Origin of the sequence: Streptomyces mesophilus, assembly GCF_011044995.1 — a bacterium.
GTDB lineage: Bacteria > Actinomycetota > Actinomycetes > Streptomycetales > Streptomycetaceae > Streptomyces > Streptomyces mesophilus.
In genome coordinates this window covers 1-13,426 of record NZ_JAAKZW010000222.1, presented here as the reverse complement: position 1 = coordinate 13,426, position 13,426 = coordinate 1, and the positions used below count along the sequence as shown (strand labels likewise).

General features: G+C 69.8%; 14 protein-coding genes. 8 read left to right on the top strand and 6 right to left on the bottom strand.

The genetic code is table 11. The annotated features are described in order from the left end of the window. The 3 genes from G6045_RS33350 to G6045_RS33340 all read right to left on the bottom strand — a co-directional run. A partial coding sequence (locus G6045_RS33350; protein WP_165335920.1) for a hypothetical protein occupies window positions 1–502 on the bottom strand: 502 nt, incomplete at its 3' end. A gap of 124 nt (window positions 503–626) precedes the next feature. Continuing rightward, the gene (locus G6045_RS33345; RefSeq protein WP_165335919.1) at window positions 627–902 is read right to left on the bottom strand and encodes a DUF4190 domain-containing protein; all 276 of its coding nucleotides are present in this window, start codon (window positions 900–902) and stop codon (window positions 627–629) included. A gap of 118 nt (window positions 903–1,020) precedes the next feature. Beyond that, window positions 1,021–1,779 (bottom strand): SLATT domain-containing protein, encoded by a 759-nt coding sequence (locus G6045_RS33340; RefSeq protein ID WP_328707992.1) that lies wholly within the window; start codon window positions 1,777–1,779, stop codon window positions 1,021–1,023. A gap of 245 nt (window positions 1,780–2,024) precedes the next feature. Here G6045_RS33340 and G6045_RS33335 point away from each other — a divergent pair, with 245 nt between their 5' ends. The 3 genes from G6045_RS33335 to G6045_RS33325 all read left to right on the top strand — a co-directional run bounded on the left by G6045_RS33335 (window position 2,025) and on the right by G6045_RS33325 (window position 3,813). Beyond that, complete coding sequence (locus G6045_RS33335; protein WP_165335918.1) at window positions 2,025–2,369, top strand: YbaB/EbfC family nucleoid-associated protein; 345 nt, start codon at window positions 2,025–2,027, stop codon at window positions 2,367–2,369. 117 nt (window positions 2,370–2,486) lie between these two features. Beyond that, the gene (recR, locus tag G6045_RS33330; RefSeq protein WP_165335917.1) at window positions 2,487–3,086 is read left to right on the top strand and encodes a recombination mediator RecR; all 600 of its coding nucleotides are present in this window, start codon (window positions 2,487–2,489) and stop codon (window positions 3,084–3,086) included. A 58-nt stretch (window positions 3,087–3,144) separates the two neighbouring features. Then, complete coding sequence (locus tag G6045_RS33325; RefSeq protein ID WP_165335916.1) at window positions 3,145–3,813, top strand: DUF5063 domain-containing protein; 669 nt, start codon at window positions 3,145–3,147, stop codon at window positions 3,811–3,813. A gap of 67 nt (window positions 3,814–3,880) precedes the next feature. On the opposite strand, the gene G6045_RS33320 is transcribed toward G6045_RS33325, so the two are convergent. Further along, window positions 3,881–5,095, bottom strand: a complete 1,215-nt coding sequence (locus G6045_RS33320; RefSeq protein ID WP_165335915.1) for a cytochrome P450 — start codon at window positions 5,093–5,095, stop codon at window positions 3,881–3,883. Continuing rightward, on the bottom strand, window positions 5,085–5,846 hold the full coding sequence (locus tag G6045_RS33315; RefSeq protein WP_206344524.1) for a cyclodityrosine synthase: 762 nt from the start codon (window positions 5,844–5,846) through the stop codon (window positions 5,085–5,087). The genes G6045_RS33320 and G6045_RS33315 overlap by 11 nt, the downstream gene beginning before the upstream one ends. Window positions 5,847–6,181: 335 nt before the next feature. Between G6045_RS33315 and G6045_RS33310 the strand changes: the two genes are divergently transcribed. The 4 genes from G6045_RS33310 to G6045_RS33295 all read left to right on the top strand — a co-directional run bounded on the left by G6045_RS33310 (window position 6,182) and on the right by G6045_RS33295 (window position 10,936). Continuing rightward, window positions 6,182–7,453, top strand: coding sequence for an aspartate kinase (locus tag G6045_RS33310; protein ID WP_165335914.1), 1,272 nt, complete (start codon window positions 6,182–6,184; stop codon window positions 7,451–7,453). Beyond that, window positions 7,450–8,520: an aspartate-semialdehyde dehydrogenase gene (locus tag G6045_RS33305; protein WP_165335913.1), complete on the top strand. Its 1,071-nt coding sequence runs from the start codon at window positions 7,450–7,452 to the stop codon at window positions 8,518–8,520. The genes G6045_RS33310 and G6045_RS33305 overlap by 4 nt, the downstream gene beginning before the upstream one ends. Before the next feature lie 413 nt (window positions 8,521–8,933). Next, window positions 8,934–9,644 (top strand): SigE family RNA polymerase sigma factor, encoded by a 711-nt coding sequence (locus G6045_RS33300; RefSeq protein ID WP_408056391.1) that lies wholly within the window; start codon window positions 8,934–8,936, stop codon window positions 9,642–9,644. Beyond that, entirely contained in the window at window positions 9,641–10,936 is a 1,296-nt protein-coding gene (locus tag G6045_RS33295) for a hypothetical protein (protein WP_165335912.1), read from the top strand. The genes G6045_RS33300 and G6045_RS33295 overlap by 4 nt, the downstream gene beginning before the upstream one ends. A 36-nt stretch (window positions 10,937–10,972) precedes the next feature. Here the strand turns inward: G6045_RS33295 and G6045_RS33290 are convergent, their stop codons facing one another. Beyond that, window positions 10,973–11,356 (bottom strand): nuclear transport factor 2 family protein, encoded by a 384-nt coding sequence (locus G6045_RS33290; protein WP_165335911.1) that lies wholly within the window; start codon window positions 11,354–11,356, stop codon window positions 10,973–10,975. 125 nt (window positions 11,357–11,481) lie between these two features. Between G6045_RS33290 and G6045_RS33285 the strand changes: the two genes are divergently transcribed. Further along, entirely contained in the window at window positions 11,482–13,290 is a 1,809-nt protein-coding gene (locus G6045_RS33285) for a S9 family peptidase (RefSeq protein ID WP_165335910.1), read from the top strand. Window positions 13,291–13,426 lie beyond the last annotated feature (136 nt).

Here is a 13,426-nt window from a genome sequence, read left to right as displayed (position 1 = left end):
GGGCGGGCGCGGCCGGCGGGTTGGCGGGGTCTATGCCGATCGCGGGCGCCACGAACTCCAGCTCCCTGAGCAGCGCCTGGGCGGAGCCCAAGGGGCCGCCGGACTCCAGGAGCTCATCGCTCACGAGCGGCGCCGGGAAGTCGACCGGGACATAGGCGCCGGCGTGGTCGTAGTGCCACACCAGATGCGACTGCTGAGCCGTCGCCTCGAACATCTCCAGCAACTGCTCGTAGTCCCCGCCGAGTTCGTCGACGGGCGTCACGGCGAGGCCGCACAGCTGCAGCAGATAGGCCCGCCGCAGAAAGTGCAGCGCGTCGTAGTCGAACCCGGCGACCGGGGCCACATCTCCGCTCAGGCCCGGCATGTACGCGAACACCGGTACCGGTGGCAATCCCGCCTCGGCGAGGACCTTGTCGTAGAGCGCGAGCTCCTCGGAGAAGGGGTTGTCAGGGCTGTGACACAGCACGTCGACGAGGGGGACAAGCCACAGGTCACACGCCAAGAGACGCTCCTCGGATCAGCGTTCAGGTCCGGGCAGCGTAGTCCTTGTCGGCTGCCATGTGCAGGGGATACGTCGGGCCCGCCCCCGCAGGGACGGGCCCGAGGAAATCGGGTGCTGCCGCGGATCAGCCGCCGACGTACCAGGTGAAGCCGCCGCTCTGGCTGGCCACCACCATCAGGACGACGAACAGCAGCACGTCGATCACACCGAGCACGATCGCCGCGGTGGCCATCCCGCGGCCCTTCGAGGAGTTACGGCGCCCGACGGCACCGAAGATGATCGCGAGCGGGCCCAGGATGAACTGGAAGAAGAACACACCGATGATTCCGCATGTGAGTCCCGCGACCGCCAGACCGTTGGTCTGCGACTTCCCACGGGTCGATGCGTACTGACTAGTCATGATTCCTCTCCTGATTCCGGGGTTGTCCGGAACCATCGAGTACCCCTGCCCGGTCCCTGCAAGCACACCAGTTCGTCGCAAGACCTTTACGAGGCAGGCGAGTTGGAGTAGCGGAACCTCACCGCGCCTCCGGCGGCCGCTGCCGCGGCATGTTCGGGCGGGGCAGCGGAAAGCGGGTCGGAGCAGGGCCCTCGGTGCGGGACGGGCCGACGCCCGCCGACTGCATCACCAGCGGGGCCGGGCCCGAGCGGAACTCGACCATCCAGTCCGCCGTCTCCGAGCGCACCAGCTCCGTCACGTCCTCCGAGAAGCGGCGCAGAATGCCCAGGCACCGCTCGGCCGCCTCACCGGCCGTCCCCTCGGTCGGGCCGAGGACCTCCCGTACCGACTCCGAGGCCCAGTCGAACTGCAGGGTCCCCAGGCGGCGCTGCACGGCCTGCGCGGTGGCCACGTCCCTTATCCAGCCGGACGTGAGGCCGAAGTACCGGTCGCAGCCGATGCACGCCACGGACAGGAGCAGCGCGAGGTAGCCCCAGGGCGCCGCGCCCTCGACCGCCGAGGTCAGGTCGAGCAGCGGCAGGGCCGCGCCCGCGACCGCACCGAGTGCGGAGCCGAGCCGCAGGGCCCGGGCGCCGCGGCGCTTGAAGCCGCGGTCGGTCAGATACCAGGCGGCGGTCTCCCGCGCCCCGTCCTCCACCCACCGGTACAGCTCGTCGAGCCGCTCGGCCGGTTCGCCCCAGTCGCCGAGCGGAAACGGCCGTGCGGTGAGATCCTTCGCGCCCGCCTCGGCCCGTGCCCCGGGCACGCCCCCTGTGCTTGCGCCCTCGGTGGCCCCGCCTTCAGGCGGCACCTCGGGCTGCATCCCCGGCTGGCTCACCCGGCACTCCCTTGCTGGTACGGCTGGGACAGATGTGCAGGCATCTTCCTACCGCCCAATGGGTGGCCATGGTGCCGTTCCGGCGGGTTTTCCGCCCGTACGTGGGTGTTCATCAGGTATAGGACCCTCTCCCCATCACTCGAAAGAGTGCCGGGGCGTGGCGTCCGGGGAGCACGTAGGCTCGTTCCAGGCGGAAACCTCCGCCTGCCGATACGCGAAACCGTCTTACGAGCCAGGAGCTGATCGTGATTCCCGGTGGTGGCCAGCCCAATATGCAGCAGCTGCTCCAGCAGGCCCAGAAGATGCAGCAGGACCTCGCCCAGGCGCAGGAAGAGCTCGCGCAGACCGAGGTCGACGGGCAGGCGGGCGGCGGCCTGGTGAAGGCCACCGTCACCGGCTCCGGCGAGCTGCGCGGCCTCGTGATCGATCCGAAGGCGGTGGACCCGGAGGACACCGAGACCCTCGCCGACCTGATCGTCGCGGCGGTCCAGGCCGCGAACGAGAACGCGCAGACCCTCCAGCAGCAGAAGCTCGGCCCGCTCGCGCAGGGCCTCGGCGGCGGCAGCGGCATCCCCGGACTGCCGTTCTAGGAAGTGCCGGGTGCGCCCGTACAAGTGACATGAGGAGCCAGCTCTTCTGCGGGCCCCGCGCACCAACTACCGTACGTAGCAATCGAATGTCGAAGAGAGCCGCAGGAAGGCAATCCGTTGTACGAAGGCGTGGTTCAGGACCTCATCGACGAGTTGGGCAGGCTGCCCGGCGTCGGTCCCAAGAGCGCGCAGCGGATCGCCTTCCACATCCTGCAGGCCGAGCCGACGGACGTACGCCGGCTCGCGCACGCCCTGCTTGAGGTCAAGGACAAGGTCCGTTTCTGCAGTGTGTGCGGCAATGTCGCGCAGCAGGAGCAGTGCGGGATCTGCCGCGACCAGCGGCGCGACCCCGCGGTCATCTGTGTGGTCGAGGAGCCCAAGGACGTCGTGGCGATCGAGCGGACCCGTGAGTTCCGCGGCAAGTACCACGTCCTGGGCGGGGCGATCAGCCCGATCGAGGGCGTCGGCCCGGACGACCTCAGGATCAGGGAGCTGCTCGCGCGGCTCGCGGACGGTGCGGTCACCGAGCTGATCCTGGCCACGGACCCGAACCTCGAGGGCGAGGCCACGGCCACGTATCTGGCCCGCATGATCAAGCCGATGGGCCTGAAGGTCACCCGTCTCGCGAGCGGCCTTCCGGTCGGCGGCGACCTCGAGTACGCGGATGAGGTCACGCTCGGCCGTGCCTTCGAAGGAAGGCGGCTTCTCGATGTCTGAGCTGTCCGATGACGTTACGGCGCCCCAGCACGGCGCACCCACGGGAGGTCGAGACGCCATGTCCACTGCGAATGACGCCACGCTGCACGCGACGGCTCCGGACCCGGACGACTTCGCGGTCCAGATCGCCGATCAGGTCGAGTCGTTCATCGTCGCCGTGACCGAGGTGGCCAAGGGCGACGAGCCGGACTCGGCGGTGCCGTTCCTGCTGCTCGAGGTCTCCCAGCTGCTCCTGGCCGGCGGCCGGCTCGGCGCGCACGAGGACATCGTGCCCGACGAGCGCTATGAGCCGGATCTGGGCCCCGAGCCGGATGTCGACGATCTGCGCGAGCGCCTCGCCGAGATGCTCGACCCGGTCGACGTCTACTCCGAGGTCTTCGACCCGTACGAGCCGCGCAAGGCCCCGGTGCCCTGCCGTATCTCCGACGACCTCGCGGACGTCATCACGGATCTGCGCCACGGCATGGCTCACTACCGCGCGGGCCGCACCACCGAGGCGCTGTGGTGGTGGCAGTTCTCCTACTTCTCCAACTGGGGCTCCACGGCCTCGGCTTCGCTGCGCGCCCTGCAGTCCCTGGTCGCCCATGTCCGCCTGAACCAGCCCCTGGAGGAGCTGGACGGCCTCGACACCGACCAGGACCTCGGCGAGGACGCGCTCGCGGAGGAGGCCGGCAAGGTGATGGTCGAGGAGATCGCCGGGCCGCTGGGACTGCGGCCCGTCAAGTAGCGCTTCGGACACGGGCGTACGGCCGGTGAGGGTGCCCCCCTCACCGGCCGTACGCATGACTAAGGCGTCACCACATCACGGGCAGGCGCTCCGGCAGGCGCTTCATGAACCCCGTACGCCACACCAACTGCTCGATCGGTACGGCGAGGCGCAGCTCGGGCGTGTGCTCGACGAGCGCCTCGATGGCGATCTCCGCGTGCTTCTTGCCGAGGGCGGTCGCCGGGCAGTAGTGCTGGCCGCCGCCGAACGACAGGTGCTGCGCGTTGTTCGGCCGCTCCAGGTCGATCCTCTGCGGGTCGGTGAAGGCCTCCGGGTCGAAGTTCCCGCCCTCGGGCAGGACGAGGACCAGCTCGCCCTGCCGCACCAGGACCTCGCCGACCTGGATGTCCTCGGTCGCGAGCCGCGGCAGCCCGTCCGCGATCGAGAGGTTGATCCGGAGCAGCTCGTCCACGGCCGCCGGGATCTTCGAGCGGTCCTCGCGCAGCTCTGTCCACAGCTGTGGATGCTGGAACAGCGAAACGAGCGCCATCGTGAGGAAGCCCGCGGTCGAGATGACCCCCGCGCCGAACATGGTGACGCCGACGGTGGCCAGCATCTCGTCCGTGAGGTGCGCGTACTCCGGGTCCTCGCGCAGCGCCGCGAGCTCCGCCATCAGACCCGTGGTCGCCGGGTCGTCGAGCCGCTCGACCATGTACGCCATGTCGCGGTCCCAGTTGAGCTTGGCGCCCGTGATGGGGCAGGCCGAGTTCATGAACGCGATGTGCAGGCTGCGCATCAGCTTCGCGCCGTCCGCGGTCGGGATGCCGAGGATGTGGCAGTGCAGGCCCGAGGAGTACGGGTCCGTGAACTCCTCGCGCAGATCGGCCGGCGCACCCTGAGCCGTGAACGAGCCGATGAGCTCGTCCGCGTACGACCGCAGGAAGTCCTGCAGTCCGGGCGCCTTCGGGTTGAGCGCCTTGAGCACGGCCTTGCGCAGCCCCGCACCGGTGATGTTGCCCATGTTGTTGACGACCTCGGGCGGGATCGTCAGCGCGTACTGCCGCGGTACGCCGGGCGCCGAGGTGTCCTTGAGGCTGAACCGGCGGTCCTCCAGGACCTGCTTGCACAGCGCGTACGAGGAGACCAGCCAGGCCTCGTCGCCGGCGATGGTGCGCACCCGGCGGATCGGGGTCTTCTCCCGCAACTCCTCGACCTGCCGAGGCAGTTGGTCGCCGCGCCAGGAGAACGGGAAGCCGATCACGGGCGGTGCCAGGGTTTCAGGTGCCAGGGTTTCAGCGGTCATCGGAGTCGGCTCCTTCGGCGGGCGTGACGATCGCATGGCCCTGGTTGCGTGAGGCGCGCAGACCGTGGCCGCGCGAGTAGAGCAGCTCGGCCATCGGCAGCAGCTGGTGGTAGCAGTTGAGCGAGGACGGGACGCCGAGGATGGCGGGCGTGTCCAGGAACAGCGGCGCCTCGGCGCACACGTACCGCAGACACACCTCGCGCTGCTGCTCGGTGGCCTTCCTGCCGTCCAGGACCTTGGACGACAGGAACGAGTCCACGAGCGCGTCACAGGTGGCCCGGAAGTCCTCGTCGTGCGCGAGGCGGCCCTGCAGATGGCTGTGGATCTCCTGGTACGCGGGGTTGTCCGCGAAGGAGGACATGGGCTGCGCCCGCAGGCGCCGGCCCTCGGGGTCGAGCGCTTCGACGGCGTTGTTCACCTTGGCCCGTACGCCCCGCAGGTTCTTCACGGACTTGCGGCGGGCGTCGTCGGGCGGATAGCCGAAGGCCTCGTACATCTCGGCCACGTACAGGTCGGTATAGACGAAGTCGACCTGCCGGAAGAGGGCGAGTCCCCACAGCGCCAGATCGTTGATGCGCTGGGCGGAGAAGTAGCTGTTGCCGGGGGAGACCCCGATGACGGCATGATCGCCGTCCTCGCAGATCACCTGGCAGTGCGGGGTGTAGGGATCGGCCCGGAATTTTCGCGCCGCCGGGCTGTGCGGCGATCGGGTCGTGAACGGCTGGAGCTCGATAACGGTCGCAGCTGTCAACTGAGCTGATTCCTTTGGCCGTTGCTAGTCCCATGGGGCCTTGTGCCCCTGGTGTGGCAGCGACGACGGACAGTTATATCCGCGCTACGGAGAGGCGTCAACGGATACTGACCGGCTGGTGAGTCGGTGTGTCCGGCGCTTGTGACGCCCTTGTGAACCAGGACACTTTCGGAGTGCTCCGCTCCCGCCTGGGGCAGACGCCTCCCCGGAGCGGACGGCAGCCCGCGGGTGATCACTGAGTGAGCGGGACATCTCACGATGTGATTGGTCCGGGGCAGAGGCTGTCCGCTCGTTAAACTGAGCCGACCCACTAGTGGACTGAGCGAGGAGCGCACGTGAGCCTTGTCGTGCAGAAGTACGGAGGCTCCTCCGTAGCCGATGCCGAGGGCATCAAGCGCGTCGCCAAGCGGATCGTGGAAGCCAAGAGGAACGGCCATCAGGTCGTCGCCGTGGTTTCCGCGATGGGCGACACGACGGACGAGCTGATCGATCTCGCCGAGCAGGTATCCCCGATCCCTGCCGGCCGCGAGCTCGACATGCTGTTGACCGCGGGAGAGCGGATCTCCATGGCCCTTCTTGCCATGGCGATCAAAAACCTGGGCCACGAGGCCCAGTCGTTCACCGGCAGCCAGGCAGGTGTCATCACCGACTCGGTCCACAACAAAGCCCGCATCATCGATGTCACGCCCGGCCGCCTTCGCGCCTCCCTCGAAGAGGGCAACATCGCGATCGTCGCCGGCTTCCAGGGTGTCTCGCAGGACAGCAAGGACATCACCACGCTGGGCCGCGGCGGCTCCGACACCACCGCCGTCGCGCTTGCCGCCGCGCTCGACGCGGACGTCTGCGAGATCTACACGGACGTCGACGGTGTGTTCACCGCCGACCCGCGCGTGGTCAAGAAGGCGAAGAAGATCGACTGGATCTCCTTCGAGGACATGCTGGAGCTCGCCGCGTCGGGCTCCAAGGTCCTGCTGCACCGCTGCGTCGAGTACGCACGCCGTTACAACATTCCGATCCACGTACGCAGTTCGTTCTCCGGTCTTCCGGGTACGTGGGTCAGCAACGAGCCGCAAGGGGATCAGAACGTGGAGCACGCGATCATCTCGGGCGTCGCCCATGACGTCTCCGAGGCGAAGGTCACCGTCGTCGGCGTACCGGACAAGCCGGGCGAGGCCGCGCACATCTTCCGCGCCGTCGCCGAGGCCGAGATCAACATCGACATGATCGTGCAGAACGTGTCGGCGGCCTCGACCGGTCTGACCGACATCTCCTTCACGCTGCCGAAGGCCGAGGGCAAGAAGGCCACCGCCGCCCTCGAGAAGATCAAGGCCACGGTCGGCTACGACTCGCTGCGCTACGACGACCAGATCGCCAAGATCTCCCTCGTCGGCGCCGGCATGAAGACCAACCCGGGCGTCACCGCGCAGTTCTTCGAGGCGCTGTCCGACGCGGGCGTGAACATCGAGCTGATCTCCACCTCGGAGATCCGTATCTCGGTCGTCACCCGCGCCGACGACGTCAACGAGGCCGTGCGCGCCGTGCACACCTCCTTCGGCCTGGACAGCGACTCCGACGAGGCCGTGGTCTACGGAGGCACCGGCCGATGAACCCACCGCGGCATCGGGCTGCCCCGACCCTCGCCGTGGTCGGGGCGACCGGTGCCGTCGGCACGGTCATGCTCCAGATCCTGTCCCAGCACGCGGACATCTGGGGTGAGATCCGTCTGATCGCCTCCCCGCGCTCGGCCGGCCGCAAGCTGACCGTGCGCGGCGAGGAGGTCGAGGTCCACGCACTCGCGGAGGAAGCCTTCGAGGGCGTGGACATCGCGCTGTTCGACGTCCCCGACGAGGTCTCCGCCCAGTGGGCGCCGATCGCCGCCGCCAAGGGCGCGGTGGTCGTGGACAATTCGGCGGCCTTCCGGATGGACCCCGATGTGCCGCTCGTGGTGCCCGAGGTCAATCCCCATGCGGTACGGGTGCGGCCGCGCGGCATCGTCTCGGTGCCCAACTGCACCACGCTCTCGATGATCGTCTCGGTCGGTGCGCTGCACGCCGAGTTCGGGCTGCGGGAGCTGGTGGTCTCCTCGTACCAGGCCGTGAGCGGCGCGGGACTCGCCGGTATCGCGGCGCTGCGCGACCAGATGAAGCTGGTCGCGGGCACGGAGCTCGGTACGACGCCGGGCGATGTGCGCCGGGCCGTCGGTGACGCCACCGGGCCGTTCCCCGAGCCCGTGGCGCTCAATGTGGTGCCCTGGGTGGGCGTGCCCGCGGACGACGGCTGGTCGTCCGAGGAGATGAAGATCCGCAACGAGTCCCGCAAGATCCTGGACCGCCCCGACCTCAGGATCAGCGCCACCTGCGTACGCGTGCCCGTGGTGACCACGCACTCGCTCGCCGTCCATGCGCGGTTCGAGAACGAGATCACGGTGGAGCGTGCGTACGAGATCCTCTCGACCTCGCCCGGTGTGGTGCTCTTCGACAACCCGGCGGCCGGTGAATTCCCCACGCCCGCCGATGTGGTGGGCACCGACCCGACCTGGGTGGGGCGGGTGCGGCGCTCCCTGGACGATCCCTTCGGGCTCGACTTCTTTGTGTGCGGGGACAATCTGCGCAAGGGCTCGGCGTTGAACGCGGCGCAGATCGCTGAGCTGATCGCCGCCGAATGGTCCGCTTAGGAGCGGTTTCCATCGTTTTCGGCGCCCGAATTCTCCGTTTGCTTCGGTGAATCCGAAAGTTCAGCGGCTGAGCCGGTATACGGCCAAAATGCCCGTTGTAAACGGGACTTCGGCGCCCCTCCGCCCTCCTCGTCCGGCGTAACTTCTGTGTAAGTTGTGTGTGCGGACCGCAGGTCCAGTCCAGTGCGACTGACCCGCTGGGGGCGTCCGGAATTCCTCCCCGTCGATGTGCAACCGAGCACATGGCGGGGAGCGTCTATGCGGTCGCCCGCTTCAAGCGCCGCAGCAAAATGGGGCATAGGGGAAGAGCTGGTACGTATGACGGCATCCGACACCACGTCAGGGGCGAAATCCGCCACAAACGTGATGCCACACACGTACAACCCTGACGGGGGGAAGCGTGTCCAACAGGCGTGGCAGAGGTACTCGAGTTCTCCATGGCCCTCGCGGGACCGCGGACGCAGCGGCGTCCACGGCCCGCCGTGGCCGGCGGTCCGCCAAGGAACCGCACCAACGACAGCGGCATGCCGGTGATCGCCCCCATGCCGGCGACGCAGCCTGCCCGCATACCCAGCGCGCGCGACGGCGCTGACGACGTCATGGCTGCGGGCACCGACGCCACCGCTGCTGCGGGCACCACCGTCGACCACCTCACCGAGACCTACCGACAGCACTACCGCTCCCTGCTCGGACTCGCGGCGCTGCTCCTCGACGACACGGCCTCCTGCGAGGACGTGGTCCAGGAGGCGTTCATCCGCGTGCACTCCGCGCGCAAGCGCGTCCGCGAACCCGAGAAGACGCTCGCGTATCTGCGGCAGACCGTGGTGAACCTTTCGCGGTCCGCCCTGCGCCGCCGCATCCTCGGCCTGAAGCTCCTGTCGAAGCCGATGCCCGACATGGCGAGCGCGGAGGAGGGGGCGTACGACCAGCTGGAGCGCGACGCCCTGATCAAGGCGATGCGCGGCCTGCAGCGCCGCCAGCGCGAGGTCCTGGTGCTCCGCTACTTCGCGGACATGACCGAGGCGCAGGTCGCCGAGACGCTCGGCCTCTCGCTCGGCTCGGTCAAGGCCTACGGCTCACGCGGGATCGCGGCGCTGCGCGTCGCCATGGAGGCACCCGCATGAGCGAGCACCGAGACGGCCACGGGCCGGGCGGGCGCCCCGATGAGGCGCGGGGCCCGGACAGCCGGTACGGTCGGGGCCGCACCGGGCGGGGACGCGACGAACGAGGTGCGTCCTGGGCGGGGCGCGACGAACGAGGTGCGCCCCGGGCGGGGCACGAGCACGGGCAGCACGGACAGCATCAACAGCATGGTGGGTACGGAACGGTGAACGGCGCGAGCGGCCCCGAGAACGACCCGAACCAGCGAGGGCAGGACGCACAGGACCTGCCCCAGGACTTTCCACAGCACCCTGCGCAGCCCTCCCCGCAGGCGGAGCTCGGCCCCGACGAGCTCGCTCTGCGCCGGATGATGCGCGGCGCGGTGCAGGACATCGCACCCTCGGACGAGGCGCTCGCCCATCTGCGCCGTGCCGTCCCCGCCCGCCGGGCCCGCAAGCGGCAGGCCGTCGTGGGGATGGCGGCCGCGGCCCTCCTGATCGGCACCGCGGTGCCGGCCCTCTTCCACGTCGCGTCCTCACCGGCGTCCGACGACAACCTCACCAGCGCCGGCGACTCCTCCGCCGTGCCGGGCGAGGACGGCTCCGACGAGGGCGCCGGGTCCGTGGGCGGCGGGGGCGACAAGGAGCCGGGCAAGGACGGCGAGAAGGAGAAGGACGAGAAGGAGAAGGGCGAGACGGACAAGGGCGAGACCGAGTCCGGTGGCGCCACCGTCGGCACCAGCCCCTCCGGAGAAGTGATCGCCAACGCTCCGGTGTGCGATGCGTCGATGCTGGGATCGCCCACCGCGACGACCGGTGCCGCGCACCCCGACGGGACGGTCTACGGCGCCTTCACGGTCTCCAACCAGTCCACCGCGGACTGCACGGTCGGCGGCTCGGGCAGCGTGACCCGCACGGCGCAGGGCGCGGCCTCGGACACCAGGATCAATGTCGCGGACCATGCGGCGGGCGACCCCGCGAGCGGTTTGCCCGCGCCGTCCACCGAGCCCTCCGTGGTCGTGCTCAAGCCCGGGCAGGCCTACCAGGTGCAGTTCGCCTGGGTGCCCTCGGACTCCTGTCCCAGCGTGGAGCCCTCGCCCGACCCGTCACCGAGCGAGAACAACGCGGATACGGGCGGCTCGGGCCAGACCGGCTCGGAGCTCGAGACGCAGCTCGTCACCGAGGAGGGCGGCACCCAGGACGGCAGCGTCCTGCTCACGCACACCGCCGACCCGGGTGCGCCGACCGTCGATGTGACGATCCCCAACGCGTGCGCGGGCACGATCTACAAGACCGAGGCGATGCCGACGGCGTAGGGGTCCGCCCGGCGGGGAACCGCCCCGAAGCCGGTCTCAGTACCGCTCCGACAAGTGCTCCCGGCCGGCCGGCGGCTCGTACGGCTCCGGCCAGAAGTCGGTGATCGCCACGATGCGACCCTCCGCGTCGGCCGTGAACAGGTTGACCGCGTAACTCTCCTTGATGCCCTCCCGCATCAGGATCCAGCTCACCGCCTCATCGCCCTCGGCCACGATGCGCAGGACCTGGGCATGCCAGTCGCCCGGGTACTCCCGGTTGAACTGCAGATAGCGCTCCTTGCCGCGGATCCGCTCGCGGGACTGCGGCATCTCGTACACCACATCGTCCGCGAGCGTCTCCCCGAACGCCGTCCAGTCACGGGCCTCGGCCGCGGCCCAGTACGTCTCAACTGCCTTGCGCAGTCCGGTGGATGAGGTCATGCGCGCAGTCTGCACGCCGCCACTGACAACGCCACCCCACCTGCGAGGATCCGCGTGCGGCGGCGGGGGATCGGGAGTTGTCCACAGGCCGCACGGGAATCGCCGCGATCGGCTTTGATGGAGGCATGAACGACGACGCCCGCAGCCCCGCCGAGTCCTCCTCCGACCTGCCCGCCTGGGAGCAGCGCTTCCGCGCCCCGCGCGTCTCCCTGCCCGACTGGGCCGAGGACGCACCGGAGCGTGCGCTGTTCGTGTCCAATGCGACCGGGACGTATGAGCTCTACGCCTGGGACCGGGACAGCGGCGCGCAGCGCCAGGTGACGGACCGGCCCAATGGCACGACGGATGGCGTGCTCACCCCTGACGGCCGGGCGATCTGGTGGTTCGCGGACACCGACGGCGACGAGTTCGGGGTGTGGATGCGCCAGCCCTTCGAGGACGGCGCGGACGAGCCGGCCGTCCCCGGGCTCGACCCCTCCTACCCGGCGGGCCTCGCCCTCGGCCGTGACGGCTCGGTGGTGGTCGTGGGCCGCTCGACGGACGACGAGGGCACGACGATCCATGTCGTACGGGACGGGGGAGCGCCCGTCGAGATCTACCGGCATCAGGAGTCGGCCGGGGTCGGCGACCTCTCCCACGACGGCACGCTGATCGCCGTCGAGCACACCGAGCACGGCGACGCGATGCACGCGGCGCTGCGGATCGTGCGCCTGGACGGGTCCACGGTCACCGAGCTCGACGACTCCGAGGGCGGCACCAAGGAGCTGGGCCTCGAAGTCCTCGGCTTCGCGCCGGTGGACGGTGACACCCGGCTCCTCATCGGGCATCAGCGCCGGGGCCGCTGGGAGCCCCTGATCTGGGACGTGGCCACGGGCGAGCAGACCGATCTGGCCCTCGACCTGCCGGGCGACGTGAGCGCCGAGTGGTATCCGGACGGCTCCGGACTCCTGATCGGCCACAGCTTCGAGGCGCGCAGCGAGCTGTACCGCTTCGACCTCTCCTCGCGCGAGCTGATCCGGATCGACACCCCGCCCGGTTCGGTGGGCGGAGCGACGGCGCGGCCCGACGGGACCGTGGAGTACCTGTGGTCGTCGGCGGCGGTCCCGCCGGCGGTCCGCTCCACGACCGGCGAGGTGGTGCTCGATCCGCCCGGCATGAAGGCGCCCGGTTCGGTGCCGGTCGAGGACGTCTGGGTCGAGGGACCCGGCGGCAGGGTCCACGCCCTGGTCCAGCGCCCGGCCGGCGACGGACCGTTCCCCGCGGTCTTCGACATCCACGGCGGCCCGACCTGGCACGACAGCGACGAGTTCGCCGCGGGCCCGGCGGCCTGGGTGGACCACGGCTATGCGGTCGTGCGGATCAACTACCGCGGCTCGACCGGCTACGGCCGCGAGTGGACCGACGCCCTGAAGCACCGGGTGGGCCTGATCGAGCTCGAGGACATCGCGGCCGTACGGGAATGGGCGGTGGACTCCGGCCTGGCCGACCCCTCCCGTCTGGTCCTCGCGGGCGCGTCCTGGGGCGGCTACCTCACGCTCCTGGGCCTCGGCACCCAGCCGGGCGCCTGGTCCCTGGGCCTGGCCTCGGTCCCGGTCGCGGACTATGTGACGGCGTACCACGACGAGATGGAGAACCTGAAGGCGCTGGACCGCACGCTCCTCGGCGGCACACCGGAGGAGGTCCCGGAGCGGTACGAGGCCTCCTCACCGCTCACGTACGTGGACGCGGTGAAGGCCCCGGTCTACATCGCGGCGGGCGTCAACGACCCCCGCTGCCCGATCCGCCAGATCGACAACTACGTAAACCGCCTCGCCTCCCGCGACGCACCCCACGAGGTGTACCGCTACGACGCGGGCCACGGCTCCCTGGTGGTGGAGGAACGCATCAAGCAGGTCCGCTTGGAGCTCGAGTTCGCGCAGCGGCATCTGAGCTAGCTCGTCCGGCAACCTCAGCCCCTGCGGCGCTTGAGCAGATCTTTCAGCCCCGCCGGCGTTTGAGGCGATCTTTCAGCCCCTGCGGCGCTTGAGCAGATCCGAACGAAGTTCGGATGCGGGGTCCGGGGCGGAGCCC

Bases quoted from the DNA above. Each gene is read 5' to 3' on its own strand.
- G6045_RS33345 (WP_165335919.1), bottom strand. From the start codon at position 902: ATGACTAGTCAGTACGCATCGACCCGTGGGAAGTCGCAGACCAACGGT.
- G6045_RS33325 (WP_165335916.1), top strand. From the start codon at position 3,145: ATGTCCACTGCGAATGACGCCACGCTGCACGCGACGGCTCCGGACCCG.
- G6045_RS33320 (WP_165335915.1), bottom strand. From the start codon at position 5,095: ATGACCGCTGAAACCCTGGCACCTGAAACCCTGGCACCGCCCGTGATC.
- G6045_RS33305 (WP_165335913.1), top strand. From the start codon at position 7,450: ATGAACCCACCGCGGCATCGGGCTGCCCCGACCCTCGCCGTGGTCGGG.
- G6045_RS33295 (WP_165335912.1), top strand. From the start codon at position 9,641: ATGAGCGAGCACCGAGACGGCCACGGGCCGGGCGGGCGCCCCGATGAG.
- G6045_RS33290 (WP_165335911.1), bottom strand. From the start codon at position 11,356: ATGACCTCATCCACCGGACTGCGCAAGGCAGTTGAGACGTACTGGGCC.
- G6045_RS33285 (WP_165335910.1), top strand. From the start codon at position 11,482: ATGAACGACGACGCCCGCAGCCCCGCCGAGTCCTCCTCCGACCTGCCC.